17 protein-coding genes and 1 riboswitch are annotated in these 20,481 nt (G+C 72.6%); of the genes, 10 read left to right on the top strand and 7 right to left on the bottom strand.

Features of this window, described 5'->3' with window-relative positions; all coding sequences use genetic code 11:
* Position 1: 1 nt before the first annotated feature.
* Complete coding sequence (locus C2L59_RS25150) at positions 2 to 235, top strand: helix-turn-helix transcriptional regulator (protein WP_103351972.1); 234 nt, start codon at positions 2 to 4, stop codon at positions 233 to 235.
* Here C2L59_RS25150 and C2L59_RS25145 read toward each other — a convergent pair.
* The gene (locus tag C2L59_RS25145; protein ID WP_103351971.1) at positions 232 to 960 is read right to left on the bottom strand and encodes a hypothetical protein; all 729 of its coding nucleotides are present in this window, start codon (positions 958 to 960) and stop codon (positions 232 to 234) included. The two genes, C2L59_RS25150 and C2L59_RS25145, sit on opposite strands and share 4 nt — an antisense overlap.
* Positions 961 to 1,046: 86 nt before the next feature.
* A riboswitch (cobalamin riboswitch) is annotated at positions 1,047 to 1,120 on the top strand.
* 50 nt (positions 1,121 to 1,170) lie between these two features.
* On the opposite strand from C2L59_RS25145, the gene cobN reads away from it, so the two are divergent.
* From cobN to C2L59_RS25120, 5 genes are all read left to right on the top strand, one after another.
* On the top strand, positions 1,171 to 4,734 hold the full coding sequence (gene cobN / locus C2L59_RS25140; RefSeq protein WP_103351970.1) for a cobaltochelatase subunit CobN: 3,564 nt from the start codon (positions 1,171 to 1,173) through the stop codon (positions 4,732 to 4,734).
* Between the two features lie 44 nt (positions 4,735 to 4,778).
* A complete protein-coding gene (locus tag C2L59_RS25135) occupies positions 4,779 to 6,608 on the top strand; it encodes a glycosyltransferase family 39 protein (protein WP_103351969.1) in 1,830 nt (609 codons plus the stop codon).
* 36 nt (positions 6,609 to 6,644) lie between these two features.
* The gene (locus tag C2L59_RS25130) at positions 6,645 to 7,301 is read left to right on the top strand and encodes a response regulator transcription factor (protein WP_103351968.1); all 657 of its coding nucleotides are present in this window, start codon (positions 6,645 to 6,647) and stop codon (positions 7,299 to 7,301) included.
* The gene (locus C2L59_RS25125) at positions 7,298 to 8,371 is read left to right on the top strand and encodes a cell wall metabolism sensor histidine kinase WalK (RefSeq protein ID WP_103351967.1); all 1,074 of its coding nucleotides are present in this window, start codon (positions 7,298 to 7,300) and stop codon (positions 8,369 to 8,371) included. The genes C2L59_RS25130 and C2L59_RS25125 overlap by 4 nt, the downstream gene beginning before the upstream one ends.
* Before the next feature lie 307 nt (positions 8,372 to 8,678).
* The gene (locus C2L59_RS25120) at positions 8,679 to 9,890 is read left to right on the top strand and encodes a chitinase (protein WP_103351966.1); all 1,212 of its coding nucleotides are present in this window, start codon (positions 8,679 to 8,681) and stop codon (positions 9,888 to 9,890) included.
* Positions 9,891 to 9,900: 10 nt separating this feature from the next.
* On the opposite strand, the gene C2L59_RS25115 is transcribed toward C2L59_RS25120, so the two are convergent.
* Complete coding sequence (locus C2L59_RS25115; protein WP_103351965.1) at positions 9,901 to 10,992, bottom strand: dihydrofolate reductase family protein; 1,092 nt, start codon at positions 10,990 to 10,992, stop codon at positions 9,901 to 9,903.
* A gap of 84 nt (positions 10,993 to 11,076) precedes the next feature.
* On the opposite strand from C2L59_RS25115, the gene C2L59_RS25110 reads away from it, so the two are divergent.
* Complete coding sequence (locus C2L59_RS25110) at positions 11,077 to 11,328, top strand: hypothetical protein (RefSeq protein WP_103351964.1); 252 nt, start codon at positions 11,077 to 11,079, stop codon at positions 11,326 to 11,328.
* Between the two features lie 270 nt (positions 11,329 to 11,598).
* Here C2L59_RS25110 and C2L59_RS25105 read toward each other — a convergent pair whose 3' ends face one another.
* The 3 genes from C2L59_RS25105 to C2L59_RS25095 all read right to left on the bottom strand — a co-directional run bounded on the left by C2L59_RS25105 (position 11,599) and on the right by C2L59_RS25095 (position 14,940).
* Positions 11,599 to 12,831 carry an aldehyde dehydrogenase family protein gene (locus tag C2L59_RS25105; protein ID WP_103351963.1) on the bottom strand — a complete coding sequence of 411 codons (1,233 nt, stop codon included), beginning with the start codon at positions 12,829 to 12,831 and terminating at the stop codon, positions 11,599 to 11,601.
* 187 nt (positions 12,832 to 13,018) lie between these two features.
* A complete protein-coding gene (locus C2L59_RS25100; protein WP_103351962.1) occupies positions 13,019 to 13,771 on the bottom strand; it encodes a M50 family metallopeptidase in 753 nt (250 codons plus the stop codon).
* 263 nt (positions 13,772 to 14,034) lie between these two features.
* Positions 14,035 to 14,940 (bottom strand): DNA-3-methyladenine glycosylase, encoded by a 906-nt coding sequence (locus C2L59_RS25095; RefSeq protein ID WP_103352123.1) that lies wholly within the window; start codon positions 14,938 to 14,940, stop codon positions 14,035 to 14,037.
* A 154-nt stretch (positions 14,941 to 15,094) separates the two neighbouring features.
* Between C2L59_RS25095 and C2L59_RS25090 the strand changes: the two genes are divergently transcribed.
* The 3 genes from C2L59_RS25090 (at position 15,095) to C2L59_RS25080 (ending at position 18,318) form a co-directional block, all read left to right on the top strand.
* Positions 15,095 to 15,844 (top strand): class I SAM-dependent methyltransferase, encoded by a 750-nt coding sequence (locus tag C2L59_RS25090; RefSeq protein ID WP_103351961.1) that lies wholly within the window; start codon positions 15,095 to 15,097, stop codon positions 15,842 to 15,844.
* A 39-nt stretch (positions 15,845 to 15,883) separates the two neighbouring features.
* Complete coding sequence (locus C2L59_RS25085) at positions 15,884 to 17,206, top strand: M20 family metallopeptidase (protein ID WP_103351960.1); 1,323 nt, start codon at positions 15,884 to 15,886, stop codon at positions 17,204 to 17,206.
* 98 nt (positions 17,207 to 17,304) lie between these two features.
* Positions 17,305 to 18,318, top strand: coding sequence for a S1C family serine protease (locus tag C2L59_RS25080; protein WP_103351959.1), 1,014 nt, complete (start codon positions 17,305 to 17,307; stop codon positions 18,316 to 18,318).
* Positions 18,319 to 18,430: 112 nt separating this feature from the next.
* On the opposite strand, the gene C2L59_RS25075 is transcribed toward C2L59_RS25080, so the two are convergent.
* Together C2L59_RS25075 and C2L59_RS25070 are read right to left on the bottom strand one after the other, a co-directional pair.
* The gene (locus C2L59_RS25075) at positions 18,431 to 18,808 is read right to left on the bottom strand and encodes a DUF3224 domain-containing protein (RefSeq protein WP_103351958.1); all 378 of its coding nucleotides are present in this window, start codon (positions 18,806 to 18,808) and stop codon (positions 18,431 to 18,433) included.
* Positions 18,809 to 18,874: 66 nt separating this feature from the next.
* Complete coding sequence (locus tag C2L59_RS25070; RefSeq protein ID WP_370444772.1) at positions 18,875 to 20,428, bottom strand: helicase HerA-like domain-containing protein; 1,554 nt, start codon at positions 20,426 to 20,428, stop codon at positions 18,875 to 18,877.
* Between the last annotated feature and the right edge of the window lie 53 nt (positions 20,429 to 20,481).

Raw genomic sequence — 20,481 nt, 5'->3', positions numbered from 1 at the left:
CATGAGTGAGGCCGTCTACAACCGGATCGCGATGCTGCGCGCGGAGCGGTCGATCTCGCGGCGGCAGCTGGCGGAGGCCCTCGGCGTGCACTACCAGACGATCGGCTACCTGGAGCGCGGCGAGTACAGCCCGTCGCTGTACCTGGCCCTGCGGATCGCGGAGTTCTTCGAGGTCTCGGTCGAGGTGCTGTTTTCGACGAAGCCGTTCCCGCGGCTCGGCGAGCGGTCCGCCTAGGGCTTGCGCAGGTCGGCCTCGGCGAGCGCGTCGACGACGGCGTCGCGGCGGGTCTCGCGGGCGGTCCGGCTCAGTTCGACGTGCAGGAACGGCGTCGCGCCGGCGGCCTGGCTCTGGACGTTCGTCGTCCCGGCCAGGCCGCGGCAGAGCTCGGCCCAGGCCCGGCAGACGCGGAAGCCGGCGGTCTCCAGCCGGTCGGCTGCCCGGCGGGCCGCGTCCCCGGCCTCGGCCGCGCCGGCCGAGAGGACGACGTCGGCCGTGGGGAGGGTGCGGTCGTTGAAGCCGTGCAGCTGGACCTGCGGCAGGCCGCGCCGGGCGAGCAGCGTGGTGACGACGTGGAAGACCGTCCGTACGTCGTGCGCGGGGTCCTCCCGGCGGCGGTGGGCGCCCGCGACGGCCAGCACCGCGCCGGGGACCCGCCGGAACAGGGCCAGGCCGAGCCGGTCCGTGCGCAGGTCCGAGGAGGCGTGCGGCACCTCGATCACCAGCGACGGCGGCGCGGACCGGTCGATCGCGTAGAGCCCCCACGCGCGCTCGGAGCCGGGCTCCTGGACGGCGAGGGCGTCGCCGGTCACGGAGAATCCCAGGTCGGAAAGGCGATGGGGACGGCCATCGAGCAGGGCGGCGAAGCCGGTTTCGGCGGTTTCGAGCTCGGCCGCCGTGGGGTGGCGGTACGGCTGCCCGGTCGACTGCGCGGCGGTGAAGCTCCGGAGAAGGGATTCCAAGCCGTCAGGTTACCCGGGGCAACGTCACCTTGACGCGCCTCGACCGGCACCGGAGAGTGGGTGCGATACCCACGCGTCGGCAGGTGGAGGAACCCGGTGGAAATCCGGGGCGGTCCCGCCACTGTGACCGGAGACGGTGCTCTCCGGGAGCCAGGAACTCCGGCCGGCGCGCCCGCACTACCCGGGGCGCGGACCCCGAGGAGGAACCTCGTGATCCTGCTTCTGTCCACTTCGGACACCGACCTGCTCAGCGCCCGCTCCAGCGACCGCGAGTACCGGCTCGGCAACCCGTCCCGGCTCGACGTCGCCGAGCTGCCGGGGCTGCTCGACGGCGTCAAGATCGTCGTCGCGCGGATCCTCGGCACGCCGCGGAGCTGGCAGGACGGCCTGGACGCGCTGCGGGCGTCGGGCGCGCACGTCGTCGTCCTCGGCGGCGAGCAGACGCCGGACGCCGAGCTGATGAAGCTCTCGACCGTCCCGGCCGGGATCGCCGCCGAGGCCCACGCCTACCTCGCGCAGGGCGGCCCGGCGAACCTCACCCAGCTGCACCGGTTCCTCTCCGACACGCTGCTGCTCACCGGCGACGGCTTCGAGCCGCCCGCTCGCCAGCCCGAATGGGGCATCCTCGAGCGGCCGTCACGCGCCGAGGGCCCGGTCATCGGCATCCTGTACTACCGCGCGCACCACCTGTCCGGGAACACGGCGTTCGTGCACGCGCTCGCCGACGAGATCGAGGCGGCGGGCGGGCGCGCGTTGCCGATCTACTGTGCTTCGCTGCGTACGCGCGAGCCCGAGATGATGGCCGAGCTGGCCTCCGTGGACGCCCTGCTGGTCACCGTGCTCGCGGCGGGCGGCACGCGGCCGTCCGAGGTGGGCGCGGGCGGTGACGACGAGGCGTGGGACGTCGCCGAGATGGCCGCGCTCGACGTGCCGATCCTGCAGGCGCTGTGCCTGACCAGCGACCGCGAGACGTGGGCGGCCAGCGACGACGGCCTCTCGCCGCTCGACGCCGGCAACCAGATGGCCGTGCCCGAGTTCGACGGACGGCTGATCACGGTGCCGTTCTCGTTCAAGGAACTCGACGAAGACGGCCTCCCCCGGTACGTGCCGGACGCCGAACGCGCGTCCCGCGTCGCCCGCATCGCGCTGGCGCACGCCCGGCTGCGGTACACGCCGCCCGCGGAACGCCGCATCGCGCTGATGCTGTCCGCGTACCCGACGAAGCACTCGCGCGTCGGCAACGCGGTCGGGCTCGACACGCCCGCGTCGGCGATCGAGCTGCTGCGGCGGATGCGCGCTGTGGGTTACGACCTGGGGCCGGACGCCTTCCCGGGCGTCGACCCGACCGGCACCGACCAGCCCGACGGCGACGCGCTGATCCACGCGCTGATCGCCGCCGGCGGCCAGGACCCGGAGTGGCTCACCGAGGAACAGCTGGCCGGGAACCCGATCCGCGTCCCGGCCGCGCGGTACCGCTCGTGGTTCGAGGCCCTGCCCGCCGAGCTGCGCGAAGGCGTCGAGGAGCACTGGGGCCCGGCGCCCGGCGAGCTGTACGTCGACAACGGCGACATCGTGCTGGCGTCCCTGCAGAGCGGCAACGTGATCATCATGATCCAGCCGCCGCGCGGGTTCGGCGAGAACCCGGTCGCGATCTACCACAACCCGGACCTGCCGCCGAGCCACCACTACCTGGCCGCGTACCGGTGGCTGGAGGAGGAGTTCGGCGCGCACGCCGTCGTCCACCTCGGCAAGCACGGGTCGCTGGAGTGGCTGCCGGGCAAGACCGCGGGGCTCTCGGCGTCGTGCGCGCCGGACGCCGTGCTCGGGAACCTGCCGCTGGTCTACCCCTTCCTGATCAACGACCCGGGCGAGGGCGCGCAGGCGAAGCGGCGGGCGCACGCGACGATCGTCGACCACCTCATCCCGCCGATGGCCCGCGCGGAGTCCTACGGCGACATGGCGCGGCTGGAGCAGCTGCTCGACGAGCACGCGAACATCGCGGCGATGGACCCGGCGAAGCTGCCGGCCGTGCGCCAGCAGATCTGGACCCTGATCCAGGCGGCCAAGCTGGACCACGACCTCGGCATCGACGAACGGCCGCACGACGCGGAGTTCGACGACTTCCTGCTGCACATCGACGGCTGGCTGTGCGAGGTCAAGGACGCGCAGATCCGCGACGGGCTGCACGTCCTGGGCGCGGCGCCGACCGGCGAGGCCCGCGTCAACCTGGTGCTGGCGATGCTGCGCGCATCGCAGATGTGGGGCGGCAAGCAGGGCGCGGTGCCCGGCCTGCGCTCCGCACTGGGGCTCAAGGAAGACGCGCCGATGACCGAAGTGGACGCGGTCGAGAAGACGGCCCGCGAGCTCGTACAGACGATGGAGATGCGGGGCTGGGACGCGACCGCGGTCGCGTCGGTCGCCCCGGACCCGCAGGTCGCGCGGGTGCTTTCGTTCGCCGCGGAGGAAATCGTGCCCCGGCTGGCGGGGACGTCCGCCGAGCTGGACGCCGTGCTGCACGCGCTGGACGGCGGGTACATCCCGGCCGGGCCGAGCGGATCGCCGCTGCGCGGGCTGATCAACGTGCTGCCGACCGGGCGGAACTTCTACACCGTCGACCCGAAGGCCATCCCGAGCCGGCTGGCCTGGGAAACCGGGCAGGCGCTGGCGGACTCGCTTCTGAAGCGCTACCGCGAGGACACCGGCGACTGGCCGCGGTCGGTCGGGCTGTCGGTGTGGGGCACGTCGGCGATGCGGACGTCCGGCGACGACGCGGCGGAAGTCCTGGCCCTGCTGGGCGTCCAGCCGGTCTGGGACGAGGCTTCGCGGCGCGTCACGGGCATCGAGGCGATCCCCCTGGACGAGCTGGGCCGGCCGCGGATCGACGTCACAATCCGGATCAGCGGCTTCTTCCGCGACGCCTTCCCGCACGTGATCGCGCTGATGGACGACGCCGTGCGGCTGGTGGCCTCGTTGGACGAACCGGACTCGGAGAACTTCGTCCGCGCGCACGTGGCTGCCGACCTGGCTTCCCACGGCGACGCCCGGCGCGCGACGACCCGGATCTTCGGGTCGAAGCCGGGCGCGTACGGCGCCGGCCTGCTCCCGCTGATGGACAGCGGCAACTGGCGCGACGACAAAGACCTCGCCGAGGTGTACGCGGTCTGGGGCGGCTTCGCGTACGGCCGCGACCTGGACGGCCGCCCGGCGCGCGAGGACATGGAGAGCTCGTACAAGCGCATCGTGGTGGCGGCGAAGAACACCGACACGCGCGAGCACGACATCGCGGACTCGGACGACTACTTCCAGTACCACGGCGGGATGATCGCGACGGTCCGCGCCCTGACCGGCGCGGCCCCGGCGTCCTATGTGGGCGACAGCACGTCCCCGGACGCGGTCCGCACGCGGACGCTCGGCGAGGAGACGGCCCGGGTGTTCCGCGCCCGCGTGGTGAACCCGCGCTGGCTGGCCGCGATGCGGCGTCACGGCTACAAGGGCGCGTTCGAGCTGGCGGCCACAGTGGACTACCTGTTCGGCTTCGACGCAACCGCGGGCGTGGTCGGCGACTGGATGTACGAGAAGCTGACCGAGTCGTACGTGCTGGACGAGGTGAACCAGGAGTTCCTCCGCCAGGCGAACCCGTGGGCCCTGCGCGGGATCGTGGAGCGGCTGAACGAGGCGGCGGACCGCGGGCTGTGGGCGGAACCGGACCCGGAGCTGCTGGCGCAGATGCGCGAGGTGTACCTGTCGCTGGAGGGTGACCTCGAGTCCGACTGACGCCCGAAACGCCCGGGAAACGCGCGCCGGAGTGGGGTGGCGGCATGATCACCGCCGCCCCTCCGAAGACGCGTTCCCGGGCGATTCTCCTCGTCTGCCTCGGCGCCGCCGTTCTCTACGCCTGGAAGATCGGTGCCGGCCAGCTCGGCAACACCTACTACGCCGCCGCCGCGGAGTCGATGACGAGCAGTTTCATCCACTTCCTCTTCGGCTCCTTCGACCCCTACGGTGTCGTCACCGTCGACAAACCGCCGCTCGCGCTGTGGCCGCAAGCGCTTTCCGTCCTCGTCTTCGGCTACCACGGCTGGGCGCTGCTGCTGCCCCAGGTGCTCGAAGGCGTCGCGGCGGTCTTCCTGCTGCACCGGACCGTCCGGCGGTGGGCGGGCGAGAACGTCGCCCTGCTCGCCGCCGTCATCCTGGCGCTCACGCCGGTCACGGTGATCATCAACCGCGACAACAACCCCGACGCCCTGCTCGTCCTCTTCCTGGTGGCCGCCGCGTACGCGCTGACCCGCTCCTTCCAAGAAGGGCGGAAGTGGCTGTTCTGGTGCGCCTTCTTCCTCGGCTGCGGCTTCCTGACCAAGATGCTGCAGGCGTGGATCGTCGTTCCGGCGTTCGCGCTCGCCTCCTTCGCCGGGACCGCCGCGCCCGTCCGGCGAAGGCTCCTCGACCTGCTCGGCGCCGGGGTCGTGCTGGCCGTCTCGTCGTTCTGGTGGGTCGCCCTGTACGACTGGTGGCCCGGCGCCAAGCCGTACATGGGCGGCAGTGAGGACGGCTCCGCGTGGGACCTCGTCTTCGGCTACAACGGCTTCGGCCGCCTCAGGAGCAACGGCGAAGGCGGTGGCATGATGATCATGCGCAACGGGCAGCAGACCCTGTCGTCGTTCGGCGGCGACCCCGGACCCGGCCGGATGTTCAACGACGTCGTCGGCGGGCAGATCTCGTGGCTGCTGCCCCTCGCGCTCCTCGTGCTGGTCGTCATCGGGCGCCGGTGGCGCGACGCCGGCTGGCTGCTCTGGGGCGGCTGGCTGCTCGTCACCGGCGTGGTCTTCAGCTTCGCCGGCGGCATCTGGCACCCGTACTACACGACGGCGATGGCCCCCGCCGTCGCCGCGGTGTCCGCCGCGGGCCTGGCGTTGCTGTGGCGGCGGTACCGGCGCACCCTGCTCCCCCTGGCCATCGCGCTCACCGCGGCGTGGGCGTTCGTGCTGGCCTCGCGTGACACCTCCTTCCACGGCTGGACGCGCTGGGCGGTGCTCGGCACGGGCGTCGCCGCCATCGCCGGGCTCCTCTCCGCGCGCAGCCGGCTCACGCTCGTCGCCGCACTGGTGCCGCTGCTGCTCACGCCCGCCGTGTGGTCGTACGCCGCCGCGCAGAGCACGTCCGCCGGGACGCTGCCCGCCGCCGGGCCCCCGACCGGCCCCGAAGCCCTTCCGCCGCCGTCACCCGGTGGACCGCGGCCGCTGCTCGCCGGTGGCGACGGCGCGACGACGCTGTCGGACGAGCAGCGGCGCATCCTCGGCTACGCCCGCCGCAACGGCACCGAGATCACCCTCGCGGTGAACGCCGAGGCGGGCGCGGTCGCGCCGTTCCTGATCGACTCCGACGCGACCGTGATCGGCATGGGCGGGTTCGGCGGCCGCGACGACGCGCCGTCGGTCGCGCAGCTCGACCGGTGGCTCGCCGAAGGCAAGCTGCCTTTCGTGCTGAGCGGTACGGGCGCGCCGCCCGGGCCGCCGCAGAGCCCCGTCCAGCGCGAACGGCAACGCTGGATCGAGGGCCACTGCACGGTCGTCGACCCCGCCGGCTACGGCGGCCGGGCGGCCCGCGGGCGGTTCCTCGGCGGCGCGGACACGCTCTACCGCTGCCGCTAACGGCGAAGAAACACCGCCGCGGCGATCATCGGGGGCATGCGGGTCCTGGTGGTGGAGGACGAGCCGATGCTCGCGGACGCGATCGCGGAATGGCTGCGCGAGGACGCCCACGCCGTCGACATCGCGCTCGACGGCGGCGCGGCGCTGGAGCGGATCGCCGTGCACGACTACGACGTCGTCGTGCTCGACCGGGACCTGCCGGTCGTGCACGGCGACGACGTCTGCCGCGAGCTGGTGTCCGGCGAAGCGGCCACGCGGGTGCTGATGCTGACCGCCGCGGCGCAGGTCACCGACCGCGTCGCCGGACTGTCCCTCGGCGCCGACGACTACCTCGCGAAGCCGTTCGCGTTCCCCGAGCTGGCCGCCCGCATCCAGTCGCTGGGCCGGCGCTGCCGCCCGGCCGCCCCGCCGGTGCTGCGCCGCCGCGGCGTCACGCTGGATCCCGCGCGGCACGAGGCGTTCCGCGACGGGCGCCGCCTCCCGCTGTCCAGAAAGGAGTTCGCCGTGCTCACCGAGCTGCTGCGCGCCGACGGCGCCGCCGTGTCCGCCGAACACCTGCTGGAGAAGGTGTGGGACGAGCACGCGGACCCGTTCACCGGCGCGGTCCGGCTCACCATCCTGAAACTGCGCCGCAAGCTCGGTGACCCGCCGCAGGTGGAGACGGTCACCGGCGTCGGCTACCGGCTCCGGTGAACCTCCGGCTGCGGCTCACGGTGCTCTACGGCGGCCTGTTCCTGCTGGCCGGCGTGGTGCTGCTGGGCGCGACGTACCTGCTGTTCACGCGGCAGGTCGGCCGGCGGGTGACGGTGCTCGCGGGCGCGCCGCCCCCGGACGCGCCGCCGCTGCCGTCCCTGGAGGCCCTCGACGAGCAGGCCCGGCAGCTGCGCGCGGCGGCGGCGACGTCCCTGTTGACGCAGGGCGCGATCGCCCTCGGCGCGGTGGCGGTCCTGGCGGCCGGTCTGGGGTGGCTGGTGGCGGGCCGAGCGCTGGCGCCGTTGCGGCAGGTCACGGACACGGCACGCCGCATCGCCGCGGCGGCCGACCCCGGCGGGCAGGCGCGGATCGCGCTGCGCGGGCCCGACGACGAGGTGAAGGACCTCGCCGACGCGTTCGACGTGATGGTCGAGCGCCTCGACCGGTCGTTCGACGCCCAGCGCCGGTTCGTCGCGAACGCGTCCCACGAGCTGCGCACCCCGCTCACGCTCAACCGGTCGCTGGTCGAGGTGGCGATGCGCCGCGGGAGCGACGTCCGGGAGCTCGGCGGCAAGCTGCTGCAGATCAACGCGCGGAACGAGAAGCTGATCAGCGGACTGCTGCTGCTGGCGAAGTCGGAGAGCGCGCTGACCACGCCGGGTCCGGTCGACCTGGCGGCGCTCGTCGCGCACGTGACACCGCCGGAGGTGGACCAGTCGCTGGCCGAGGCGGTGACGGCCGGCGACGCGGTCCTGCTGGAACGGCTGGCCGGCAACCTGGTGGAGAACGCGATCCGCCACAACGTGCCCGGCGGCTGGGTGCGCGTGACGACCCGGTCGCGCCCGGGGTGGGTGGAACTGGCGGTCGCCAACAGCGGCCCGGTGATCCCCCCGGCGGAGGTCCCGGCCCTGTTCGACCCGTTCCACCGCCGGGCCCGGGTGGCGGCGGAGGGAACCGGACTCGGGTTGTCGATCGTCCGCTCGGTGGCCCACGCCCACGGCGGCGAGGTGACAGCACGGGCGCGCGCGGAGGGTGGCTTGGTGGTGGTCGTGTCGCTGCCCGCGGCGTGATCGCCGAGGGTGGCGTGCCCCTTTCGCCGCCGGCGGTGTGATCGCCGAGGGTGGCGCCCCTCTTCGCCGCCCGCGGCGTGAGTGCCGAAGGTGGCTTCCCCCTTTCGCCGCCCGCCGCGTGAGCCCCGTGGACGGCGGCCCGTTCGCGCCCCTCTTCGCCGCCCGCGGCGTGAGTCCCGCGGACAAATTTCGGATATTCCGGCGCTTTTCGCCCGCGCGCTCCCCCGAACCGACTTTCGCGCCTTGACTTCGCCAATGGTCTAGTCCAATGATCTGTCCACCTCGACCCTCACCGGGAGGACAGCTCATGCGCAGGAGCAGACTGGCCGCCGTCGGGCTCGCCGCCGCCACTTTCGCCGCCACCGCCGTCAGCCTCGTGCTCGGCGCACCGTCGGCGACCGCGGCGTTGAGCAACAACTGGTACGCCGCGGCGCCGTACCTGATGCCCCAGAGCAACAACCCGCCGGACCCGATCACCGTGATGAACGCGACCGGGCTCAAGGCGTTCCAGCTGGCGTTCATCCTCGCCCCGAACGGCGGCGGCTGCAGCCCGACCTGGGACGGCACGTCCGCCGTCTCCTCCGACACCGCCGTCGCGGGCGTGATCTCGCGGATCCGCGGCGCGGGCGGCGACGTTTCGGTGTCCGTCGGCGGTTACGGCGGCACGAAACTCGGCCAGACCTGCGGCACGGTGGCCGCGACGGCCGCCGCCTACCAGCAGGTCATCACGAAGTACTCGCTCAAGGCGATCGACTTCGACCTCGAAGAACCCGAGTACGAGAACACCGCGGCCATCGCGAACGAACTCGGCGCGGCGAAGACGCTGCAGGCCAACAACCCGGGCCTGTTCGTGTCGGTGACCATGCCGGGCACCGCGGCCGGCACCGGCTGGTTCGGCACGCAGCTGCTCGACCAGGCGAAGTCGATCGGCTTCACGCCGAACAACTTCTCGATCATGCCCTTCGACGGCGGCTTCAACGGCGGCTCGTCGCAGGTGTCGGCGCTGGAGGCCCTGCACGGCCTGCTGATGTCGCACATGGGCTGGGACAGCGCGACCGCGTACGCCCACGAAGGCTTCTCCGGCATGAACGGCAAGTCGGACGCGGCCGAGATGTTCTACACCTCGGACTTCCAGACGGTGTACGACTACGCGACCAGCCACGGCCTCGGCCGCTTCACGTTCTGGTCGGTCAACCGCGACCGCGCCTGCGTCGGCACGACGGACAACGGTGTCTGCAGCAACGTCCCGCAGAACGACTGGGACTTCACGAAGTTCAGCGTCCGGTTCGCCGGCGCGACCCCGCCGCAGACGACGCCGCCGGTAACGACGACGACGACCCCGACCACCCCGGGCGGCGGCAGCTGCACCGCGGCGGAGTGGGACCGGACGAAGGTCTACGTCAAGGACAACGTCGTCTCGCACAACAGCCACAAGTGGACGGCCAAGTGGTGGACGCAGGGCGAAGAGCCCGGCACCACCGGCCAGTGGGGCGTCTGGCAGGACAACGGCGCCTGCTAGCGGTTCCTTCTCAGAAGTCGAGGTGGGTGTTCTCGCGCTGGACCTCCCGGGTCAGCGCGGGCACCTCGACGACGTGCCGCCCGGCCTCCCGCAGCAGCTCGGTCCCCCGGGCGTCGACGAAGACGGGCGGCTCGCGCCAGGCGAACACGACCCGCGGGATGCCGGCGTCCAGGACGAGCTGGGTGCAGCTGCGCGGGTGCGAACTGCGGTGGCTGCACGGTTCCAGCGAGCTGTACATCGTGGCGCCGGCCAGCCGCGGATCGCCGGCGCACTTGGCGAGCGCGGCTTCCTCAGCGTGGTTGGCGGGGTCGCCTTCACCGGAGTGCCCGGTGGCGACGACCTCGCCTTCGGCGTCGGTGATCACGGCCCCGACCCGGAAGGTGTGGCTGGGCGGGCACAGCGCGGCGAGCGCGATGGCTTCCTTGAGACGCTGGACGTCCCGGCCGGTCGGTTCGGCGGCGGCGCGGTACTCGAGGATGGCCATGCCCTGCAGTTCGCGGACGGCGGTCAGGGTCAGCGGCCGCGGGTAGAGCCCGGCCCCGACGAACCGCGGCGCGTCCGGCTGCCCGACGAAGAAGGGCGCGATCGCGAGCCGCAGTTCGTCGGCGAGGCCCTCGGTGAGGAACCGGGTGTGAATCCCGCCGCCGCCTTCGACCAGCAGGTTTTCGATACCGCGTGCCCCGAGGTCATCGAGCACGCGCCCGAAGTCGGCCGGGTTCCCGGCGTCGGCGACGGTGGCGACGTGCGCGAGCCCGCCGGCGGCCCCGGGCGGCGCGTAGACGATCTTTTCGGTGTCGCCGACGGTGAAGAACTGCGCGTCCGGGTCCAGGCCGCGGGTGGTCACGGTGACCTTCACGGGTTGTTCGGGCTTGCCCTGCTCCAGGCGTTTCCGCCGCAGCTCCGGGGAACGCACGAGCAGCCGCGGGTTGTCGGCCCGGACGGTCCCGGCCCCGACGAGAACGGCGTCGGCCTCGGCCCGCAACCGGTCCACGACGGCGAAGTCGTCCTCAGTGGACAGCACCAGCCGCTCGGGTGAGGTGTCGTCGAGGAAGCCGTCGAGCGACTGCGCGGCGGACAGCAGAACGTGCGGCCGGGAGATCACCGGGCCAGTATGCCGTAACGCCACGGCCGATCCCGGCGTCCTACGACGTATCCCTGTCAAGCCCATCCCCCGGAGCTGCGGAACATGACCACGCGAGGCTGGTATAAGGAGCGGACGCTCACCACGGTCGACACGGTCGGCCGGGAGGTGTCGGTGACCACCGGACTCACCCGCGACCCGGAGGGCCGCCTGGTAGCAGCAATAGCCATCAGCGACGGCCCGACGGCGATCTACCGCTACGCGGGCGACACCGGGGAGACCACGGAGCTGGTGACCAACGCGGCGGAGACGGTGACGGAGCTGCGGAAGCTGGCCGAGCTGCCACCGACCCGCTGACCGGCCGCCCGGCTTGGCTGAGCCGGGCCGGCTTGGCCGAGCCGGGCCGGCTTGGCTGAGCTGGGCCGGCTTGGCCGAGCCCGGCCGGCTTGGCTGAGCTGGGCCGGCTTGGCCGAGCCCGGCCGGCCGGCCGGTGTCCCCGGCCGGGCGGCATGGCCGAGCCGGCCGGAGTGGCGGAGCCGGAGTGGCCGGCTCCGCGTGTTCGAGCTGGGCTGGCTTGGCCGAGCGTGCCAGTGTGCGGAGCCGGGCGTTTTCCTCGGCGCGCGGGGCTCAGGCCGGCAGGACGGCGTACTGGCGGACGTAGAGGTCCGTGTAGGTCACCGGGCCGCGGGGGCCGGGGACCTTGTCGAGGTTGATGCCGGTTTCCGGGACGGCGAGGAGCTTGAAGCCGTCGAGGAGGCGGGTCGGGGCGTTCCAGAAGACGCCCGTGCCCGTGTAGCCGTCGAAGAACGCGTCGGCGGCCGACTCGTCTTCGGTGGCGATGCCGGCGGCGAGGCCCGATGTCCGCTCGTTGGCGATCTGGACGGCGTCGGCGAGCGAGCCGACGGTTGCCACCGTGACGGTTGCCTCGCGGTCGGAGTCCAGCGCCCACTCGTACCCGATGGGGTGCTCGTGCGGCGCGAGGGACGGCGTGACCCCGCGGTCGGCGAGGGCCTCGGAGATGGCGGGCCAGGCTTCGTCGTGGAGGTCCTCGTGGATGAGCAGCAGGTTCAGCCGGTTGCAGACGCCGAGCCGGTCGAGGCTGGCGTGGACGAGGTCGCGCGCCTTGGTGACGTCCGCTCCGCGGTCGACGTACAGGACGCCGCCACCGTCGGCGTGGGCGAGGGTGCGGACGCCGTGGACGGCCGCCTCGGTGGCGAGGGCGCGGGTGCTGTCGCCGCTGCCCCGGAGAATGACCAGCGGCACGAGGTCGGGCAGCCGCACGAGTGCGGACGCCGCCTCCCGCTCGACCCGCGGCACGAGCTGCACGCAGTCGGCGTCGATGCCCGCCTCGGCGAGCGCCGGCGCGATGACGACCTCACGCAGCCGCTGAGCCGAGCCGAGCGCGGCGGAGCCGGTCCGCAGCACGCCGGCGTTGCGCGACTTGACCAGCTGCGACGCCACATCGACGGTCACGTTCGGCCGCGCCTCGTAGTTCGCGCCGATGACGCCGACGGGACGCCGCCGTTCGACCAGCCGCAGCCCGCCGTCCAGGGTGGACACGTCGACGGTGCGTTCCTGGTGCGGAGCGCCGGCGAGCAGCCACAGCTGTTCGGCCATGCCGGTCAGCCGCTCGGGGGTGATGGTGAGCCGGTCGAGCAGCCCGGCGCTCATCCCGTCGGCCGTGGCCCGCGCGACGTCGGCCTGGTTCGCCTCGAGGATGACATCCCGGTGCGCGAGCAGCCGCTCGGCCATCCCGGCGAGGGCGGCATCGACGGCCTCGGCACTGGCGGCGGCCAGCGACGGAGCGGCCGCCTTCGCCGCCCGCGCGCACGCTTCAACGGCCTTGCCGACCTCGTCCATCGTTCGTCTCCCTCCGCGCGGACCAGCCAGCGCCCAGTCTGCCGCATCCACCGCCCCGGCCCGGCGACGGCCCTGACCACGGCGACGCCAGGAACACCGGACGGGAACGCTGCCCGCAAACGCAGCACCGGCCGAACCCCGCGGGTGGCGAGCTCACCGGCGGCGCAACCCCGACCGCGGTCGCGGGCTACGTTGCGACCGGCTGCAGGAGCCACAGCCCGCCGGCGAAGAGGCAGCTGATCGTCGCCACCGCGAAGACCAGGACCCACAGCACCGGCGGGACCGCCGTGAGGCGGCCCAGCTGGTCGGCGTCGGAGTCGCGGGCCTGGCCCCGGCGGCGCTTGACCTGCAGCTCCACCACCGGCCGGACGCCGCCGAACAGGAGGAACCACGTCAGCAGGTAGCTGAACGGGGCCTGGACCTCGACCGGGGCGACGAACGCGACCAGCGCCAGCACCACCGCGCTCGCCACCACGGTGAACACCCCGTAGGCGTTGCGCACCATCACCAGCACGCCGAGCAGCAGCAGGGCGATCAGGACCAGCACCGTGCCGACCAGGTCGGCGCCCAGCAGGCTGGCGAACAGCAGCCCCAGCACCGACGGCGCCAGGTACCCGGCCATCGCGGTGAACGCCATGCCCGGCCCCTCGGGCTTGCCGCGCGAGACGGTGACGCCCGAGGTGTCCGAGTGCAGCTTGATGCCCTGCAGGCGCCGTCCGACCAGGACCGCCGCCAGGGCGTGGCCGGCCTCGTGGACCATCGTCACGACGTTGCGCGCCCGCCGCCACGGCGTTCCGCCGACCAGCACCACCAGCAGCGCCACGCCGCCGGCGACCAGGGTGATCACCGCCGGGGTCTGGGCCTGTTCGAGCAATGAACCGGCCGGCGAGGTGTCGGTGGCGGCCGCGCGGCCGAGCGCAAGATGAACGGGCGAGCTCACCCGGACACCTCACCACAGGCGATATCCGGCTACGGTGAGTCCCCACCGCTCGCCGCTTCGCGGCTTCCGGTATCGGGTCGTTGCGGTCTCCTTTCGGTCGGTGTTCCTGGCACGGCGAGGTCGAAGGGCAGTAAAGCCAGACCTCCCGAGGCGCGGACTCGCGAGGGGGCCGCTCCGGAGGCGGATCCGAGCCCGGCGGGCGGACAGACTCGTACGAGAACGCCCAGCCACAGCGGACGCCCCGAGCAGCGCCTCGGCTCAGCTCATCGCGACTCCCGCATCCGCGCCTCGCCCTCGACGCGGAACAGAAACGACACCCAGCTCCGGAACGGCGCCCACGCCTCCGCGATCTCCGCCAGCTCCGCGGCTCCCGCGTCCGGGAGGTGGTACGCGTCGCGCATGATCTCGTGGAGGCGGGTTTCGCCGCGGGGGAAGACGTCCGGGTGGCCGGCTCCGCGGATCAGGATCAGCTCCGCGCTGAAGCGGCCGACGCCCGGCAGCAGCTGCAGCTGCTTCAGCGCCTCTTCGGCCGGCATCGCCCGCAGCGCGGCCGCGTCCAGCATGCCCCCGGCCGCCGCCTCGGCGATGGCGCGCAGGCGTGGCAGCTTCGGGCCCGGCAGCCCCGGCTGGTACTCCAGCTTCGCCAACGCGGCCGGCGCCGGGAACGACCTCAGCCGGCTGCCGCCCACGTCGACCTCGGTGCCGTAGCGCTCGGTCAGGCGACGGCGCAGCCGGACCGCCTGCGTCATCCGGATCCGGTGGCTCAGCACCGCCCAGCACGCCGCCTCGTACGGCGACGCGAACAGGACCGGGCGCAGCCCCGGGTGCAGGGCCTGCAGCAGCGAAACCACCGGATCCCGGGCGCCGGCCTCCGGGAACGCCGTGCCGTCGACGTCCAGGGAACACATCCGCCGCACCTGCGCCACCACGGCATCGGTGTGCTCGGGCGGGGCGTGCACCTCGACCGTGACCTCGCCGGGCGATCTCTGCCGGAGCACCGCTCCCACCGGCGTCCACTCGCCGTCGAGCGCGAACGCCACCCGCAGCGCGCCCGGCTCGGACTCCGGCTGCCCCGCGGGGGCGAAGCCGGTCAGGAACCCGGCCGCCGCGGCCAGGTCGAACTCGCCGTGCACCGCGATCTCGCCACAGGGGCGGGAAATCGTCGTCATCATGTCCTCCTCGGATCGGATCGGAACCTTGCCTGCGACGTTAGGAAGGGGGACCGACAATTTCGGGCGTCGAACGCCTGAGCTCGGGTTTGTTCACTCGATCGAGTGGCCACAGAGTTGGCATACTGCCGGTATCCGAAGGTGAGGAGAACCCGTGTCGACCAGCGCATCCGATCGTCTCCAGGCCCTGCTCGAGACGCCGGCCGAGGCCGGCGGCGGCTACCTCGACCTGCTGGGCGCCGCGGACCAGGCGGGCCCGCCGACCGGGCTCACCCAGCGCCTGATGCGCACGACCCTGCTCCCCCAGGTCTACGAGCGCTATTGGCGCCCCGCCCTCGGCCGCGCGCTCAAAGGCCCGTTCGGGCCGAGCATGGCGGGCGAAGTCCGGCTCGCCACGAAGCTCCTGAAGCTGCAACCCGGGCACACGGTCCTCGACGTCGCCTGCGGCACCGGCCGGTTCACCCGCGCGTTCGGCGCCGCCGTCGGCCCGGACGGCCTCGCGATCGGGCTCGACGGCGCCCGCACCATGCTTGCCAAGGCCGTCGCCGAAGGCGGCCCGGACACCGTCGCCTACCTGCGCGCCGACGCCGTGCACCCGCCACTGAAAGCGTCCACAGTGGACGGTGTCTGCTGCTTCGCCGCGCTGCACATGTTCGCCGAGCCGGAGACCGCATTGGACTCCTTCGCGCGCGTGCTCAACCCCGGCGGCCGGGTCGTGCTGCTGACGAGCGCCCGCCGCGGCTGGCAACCCGCGCGCGTGCTCGAGTCCGCGGGCGGGATCGTGAGCGGGCAAAAGATGTTCGACCGCGGCGAAATCGCGGCGAGCCTGCGCGCCCGCGGCTTCACGGAGATCACCGAACGGTACGCCGGCGTCACGCAGATCGTGGCGGGCCGGCTCGGCTGAGCGCCGCAAACTGTCGGGGGCGGCGGTTAGCATCGCCCCATGACCCACGCCGAACCCGTCCCGCCCGACGACAGCTACCTGCGTTCCCTGGTCGAGGCCACCGCCGACGCCGTCGCGGCCGCCGAACCGCTGTCCTCGCCGCACCCCGGCGCGGACGAGGCGACGCGGGCCGAAGTGACCGCCGCGGTCGAGCGCGCGTCACCCGATCTGGTGGCGTTGAGCCAAGATCTGCACGCCCATCCGGAAGAGGGGTTCGCCGAGCACCGGTCCGTGCGCGAGCTCGCCGGCCTCCTGAGCCGCCACGGTCACGAAGCCACGGTCGGCGTCGGCGGGCTCGACACGGCCCTCCGCGTCAGCACGCCACCGCGGGACGGCCCGCACATCGCCGTCCTCGCCGAATACGACGCGCTGCCCGGGCTCGGCCACGCGTGTGGCCACAACGTCATCTGCACCACCGCCGCGGGCGGCTTCCTCGGCGCCGCCACCGTCGCCGAGCGGCTGGGCGGCCGCGTCAGCCTCATCGGCACACCCGCCGAAGAAGGCGGGGGTGGCAAGGAGATCCTCGCCCGGGCCGGCGTGTTCGACGACGTCGACGCGGTGATCATGCTGCACCCGTTCAGCCACGACATCGCGCTGCACCCGTTCCTCGGCCGCCGTCAGCTGGAGATGGTCTTCCACGGCGTCGGCGCGCACGCGAGCGCCCAGCCGTTCATGGGCCGCAACGCGCTCGACGCCGCCGTCGCGGCGTACCAAGGCGTCTCGGCCCTGCGCCAGCAGCTCCCGCAGAGCGACCGCGTGCACGGCGTGTTCACCGACGGCGGGGCCCGCCCGAACGTCATCCCGGCCCGCGCCGCGCTGCTGTTCTACCTCCGTTCGCAATCCCCGGAGACCCTGCGCGACCTCGCCGCCCGCATGACGTCGATCGCCGAAGGCGCGGCGGCGATGACCGGCTGCGGCGTCGAGCTGATCTGGGACGCGCAGGCCGCGTACCTGCCGATCCGGTTCAACACCGCGCTCGCCGGGCGCTGGACGGCCAACCAGGTGCTCACCGGCCGCAGGCCACTCCCGCCGGGGATCGTGCCGGAGTCGCTCACCGGCTCGACCGACCTCGGCAACATCTCCTACCGCGTCCCGTCGCTGCACCCCATGCTGGCGATCTCGGGGCCGACGGTGGCGTTGCACACCAAGGAGTTCGCGGCCGCGGCCGGTTCGGAGACGGGCGACGCGGGCGTCCGCGACGGCGCGCTCGGCCTGGCTCTGACCGCCGCCGACTACCTCGGTGACGCCGGGCTGCGGCAGGCCGTGCACGACGAGTTCGAGGCGGCGGGAGGAGCACTGGACGTCCCGTCGTTCTTCGGCTGACACCTGAGGATCGGCTGAGTTTTCTCAGCTGATTCTTCTCAGCAAAGCCTGAGGTGTTTCCACAGGCTGTTCACAAGCGCGGGCGCGAACCTTGTCCCATGACCGAGAACGAGAGTCGGCCCGGCCCCGCCTCACCCGGTGGGCACCAGCCGCACCACAGCACCCAGCAGTACGGGCCGTACGCGCAGTACGGCTACCAGCAGCAGGCCGCGCCGAATCCGCTCTTCACCCCGCAGCAGCCGGGCCCGCAGGCCCTGAAGACCAAGCCGCGCAAGGGCGGCCGGGTCGCGATGATCGTCAGCGCGACCGCGCTCGGCGCCGCGCTGGTCGGCGGCGTCGGCGGCGCGGCGATCGTCGGGCTCTCGACGACTTCGGCGGACGGCGCCACGACATCGGTGAGCACGCCGGCCGCGAACGGGCAGACGGTCGCGAACCCGGCTTCCGGTGACGTCAGCGCCGTCGCGGCGAAGGTGACGCCGAGCGTCGTCCAGATCAACGTGACGACCGGGCAGGGCGAGGCCATCGGCTCCGGCGTCATCCTGACCGCCGACGGCCGGATCCTGACCAACGCGCACGTCGTCGACGGCGCCCAGAACGTCGTGATCACCACTTCCGACGGCAAGAAGTACCAGGCCAGCGTGGTCGGCGCGGACACCAAGGCGGACATCGCGGTGGTCCAGGCCCAGAACGCCGGCGGCCTGACCGCGGCCAGCCTGGGTGACTCGAGCAAGCTCGCCGTCGGCCAGGAGGTCGTCGCGATCGGCTCGCCGGGCGGCCTGCAGAACACCGTCACCACCGGCATCGTCAGCGCGCTCAACCGGAACCTGTCCGACATCGGGCAGGGCGAGCAGCAGCAGCGCTCGCCGTTCAGCCGCACGTCGAACCAGAGCAGCGACTCGCCGAGCTACACCGCGATCCAGACCGACGCGGCGATCAACCAGGGCAACTCCGGCGGCGCGCTGGTCGACGCCCAGGGCAACGTCATCGGCATCAACTCGGCGCTCTACAGCCCCTCGGCCTCGGCCAACGGCGCGGCGGGCAGCGTCGGGATCGGCTTCGCCATCCCGATCAACGACGCCAAGAAAATCGTCGACCAGATCGTGAACAACTAGACGCGGACGGGCCGTGGTCGGGGCGGCCCGTCCCCCGCTTCGGGGAGCGGGAGATCAGGCGAAGGCCGTTTCGAGAGTCGATCGGGGGCTCTCGAAACGGCCTTCGTGCTGCTCAGAGCGTGTAGGTCAGGGTGAAGACGTGGTTCTTCTCCTCGTCGATCGCGATGCTCGCCGTGCCGGAGATCCCGGTCAGCTCACCGGATCCCGAGCCGGTGAGGACCTTCAGCGTCAAGCCCGAGTCGTCGGCCGAATGGTGCAGGACGAAGCCGCCCTTGCGGCCGTCGACCGAGACTTCGAGACGTTCGAAGGCGACGTACGCGCGCGAAGTCGCGTTGGACGCCGTCAGCATCTCGACCGTGCTGGTCCCCTCGACCGCGCCGGTGAACGTCTTGGCGATCGCCACCCGGGCGAACTCGGTGCCCGCGGCCTCGTCGGTCGCCTGCGGGTTCCACTTGTCCAGGACGAACGACGCGGTGGCAGTGCTGGTCATGGCTGGATTCCTTTCGAAGGTGGCACCAGCTTGCCAGCCATACCTGACAGCTTGCGTCAGGTTTTGTCAGCGCCTCCGGTTGCCGAACAGCCCGCGCGTGATCTCCCGGCCCAGCGCGCTCGCCGCGGACCGCATGAACGACTTCACGGCCGGGTTTTTCATGGCTGACTCGAGGAAACCCGGCTCGTCCTTCCCGGGCGCCGGAGCTTCGGGTGCGGCCTCGGGAGTGGGCGCGGCGGCGACCTTGGCGGCCAGCTTCTCGTAGGCCGACTCCCGGTCGATCGTCTCCCCGTACTTCGCGTGCAGGTCGGACGACGCGACCGCGGCGGCCACGGCCTCGGCGCCGATCGAGCCCATCTTCGACCGCGGCGCCCGCAGCCGCGTCCACGCCACCGGCGTCGGCGCACCCCGCTCCGACAGCACGGTCACGATGGCCTCGCCGATGCCCAGCGACGTCAACGCCGTGTCGAGCTCGTAGAACTTCGTCTTCGGGTAGGTCTTCACCGTCTTGGCCAGCGCCGCCTGGTCGTCCGGGGTGAAGGCGCGCAGCGCGTGCTGGATCCGGGCGCCGAGCTGCGAGAGCACGTTGTTCGGGATGTCCGTGGGCAGCTGCGTGCAGAAGAACACGCCGACACCCTTCGACCGGATCAGCTTCACGGTCTGCTCGATGCGCTCGAGGAACGCCTTCGACGCGTCGGCGAAGAGCAGGTGAGCCTCGTCGAAGAAGAACACAAGCTTCGGCTGGTCGAGATCGCCCTCCTCGGGCAGCTCCTCGAACAGCTCGGCCAGCAGCCACATCAGGAACGTCGAGAACAACGCCGGCTTCGCCTGGAGGTTGTCCAGCTCGAGCAGCGTGACGACACCCTTGCCGTCGGCCTGGCGCATGAGGTCGTGCACGTCCAGCTCGGGCTCACCGAAGAAGTCCTCGCCGCCCTGGGCCTCCAGATTGGACAGCGAGCGCAGGATCACCCCCGCCGTCGCCGCCGAGACCCCGCCGATGCCCTTGAGGTCGGCCTTGCCCTCGTCGCTGGTCAGGTGCGTGATCACCGACCGCAGGTCCTTCGTGTCCAGCAACGCCAGGCCGCGCTGGTCGGCCCAGTGGAAGATCAGCCCGAGCGTCGACTCCTGCGTCTCGTTCAGCCCCAGCACCTTGGACAGCAGCACCGGCCCGAAACTCGTGATCGTCGCCCGGGTCGGCGCCCCCTTGCCGCCGGTGCCCAGGGACAGGAACTGCACCGGGAACGCCGCGCCCGCCCAGTCGTCGCCGAGCTCCTGCGCACGCCGCGTGACCTTGTCGTTCGCCTCCCCGGCCGCGGCCAGGCCGGACAGGTCGCCCTTCACGTCCGCGAGCACCACCGGGACCCCGGCCGCCGACAGCTGCTCCGTGACCAGCTGCAACGTCTTCGTCTTGCCCGTCCCGGTCGCCCCCGCCACCAGGCCGTGCCGGTTCAACGTCGCCAGCGGCAGCCGCACGGCCGCCGCCGCGTCCACCCGCCCGTCGATCACCGCCGCACCCAGCTCCAGCGCGGCGCCCTCACTCGCGTAACCCGCGGCGATCTCGCTCGCCGGCGACTCCTGCTCGGTCACTGCCCGCTCCTCGATCTGTGTTCTGCACCACATCGAACCCCGGCTTGGCGAGCGTAACGCGCCGTACGCGCAGGTAACGCCCTTCA

The sequence above is a fragment of the Amycolatopsis sp. CA-128772 genome, assembly GCF_002904295.1.
In the GTDB taxonomy this organism is placed as follows: Bacteria; Actinomycetota; Actinomycetes; order Mycobacteriales; family Pseudonocardiaceae; genus Amycolatopsis.
The sequence above is the reverse complement of the archived record's forward strand: the minus strand, read 5'-3'. Positions and strand labels throughout refer to the sequence as shown.

Bases quoted from the DNA above. Each gene is read 5' to 3' on its own strand.
- C2L59_RS25070 (WP_370444772.1), bottom strand. From the start codon at position 20,428: ATGTGGTGCAGAACACAGATCGAGGAGCGGGCAGTGACCGAGCAGGAG.
- C2L59_RS25095 (WP_103352123.1), bottom strand. From the start codon at position 14,940: ATGACGACGATTTCCCGCCCCTGTGGCGAGATCGCGGTGCACGGCGAG.
- C2L59_RS25105 (WP_103351963.1), bottom strand. From the start codon at position 12,831: ATGGACGAGGTCGGCAAGGCCGTTGAAGCGTGCGCGCGGGCGGCGAAG.
- C2L59_RS25075 (WP_103351958.1), bottom strand. From the start codon at position 18,808: ATGACCAGCACTGCCACCGCGTCGTTCGTCCTGGACAAGTGGAACCCG.
- C2L59_RS25080 (WP_103351959.1), top strand. From the start codon at position 17,305: ATGACCGAGAACGAGAGTCGGCCCGGCCCCGCCTCACCCGGTGGGCAC.
- C2L59_RS25150 (WP_103351972.1), top strand. From the start codon at position 2: ATGAGTGAGGCCGTCTACAACCGGATCGCGATGCTGCGCGCGGAGCGG.
- C2L59_RS25085 (WP_103351960.1), top strand. From the start codon at position 15,884: ATGACCCACGCCGAACCCGTCCCGCCCGACGACAGCTACCTGCGTTCC.
- C2L59_RS25130 (WP_103351968.1), top strand. From the start codon at position 6,645: ATGCGGGTCCTGGTGGTGGAGGACGAGCCGATGCTCGCGGACGCGATC.
- C2L59_RS25120 (WP_103351966.1), top strand. From the start codon at position 8,679: ATGCGCAGGAGCAGACTGGCCGCCGTCGGGCTCGCCGCCGCCACTTTC.
- C2L59_RS25135 (WP_103351969.1), top strand. From the start codon at position 4,779: ATGATCACCGCCGCCCCTCCGAAGACGCGTTCCCGGGCGATTCTCCTC.
- C2L59_RS25110 (WP_103351964.1), top strand. From the start codon at position 11,077: ATGACCACGCGAGGCTGGTATAAGGAGCGGACGCTCACCACGGTCGAC.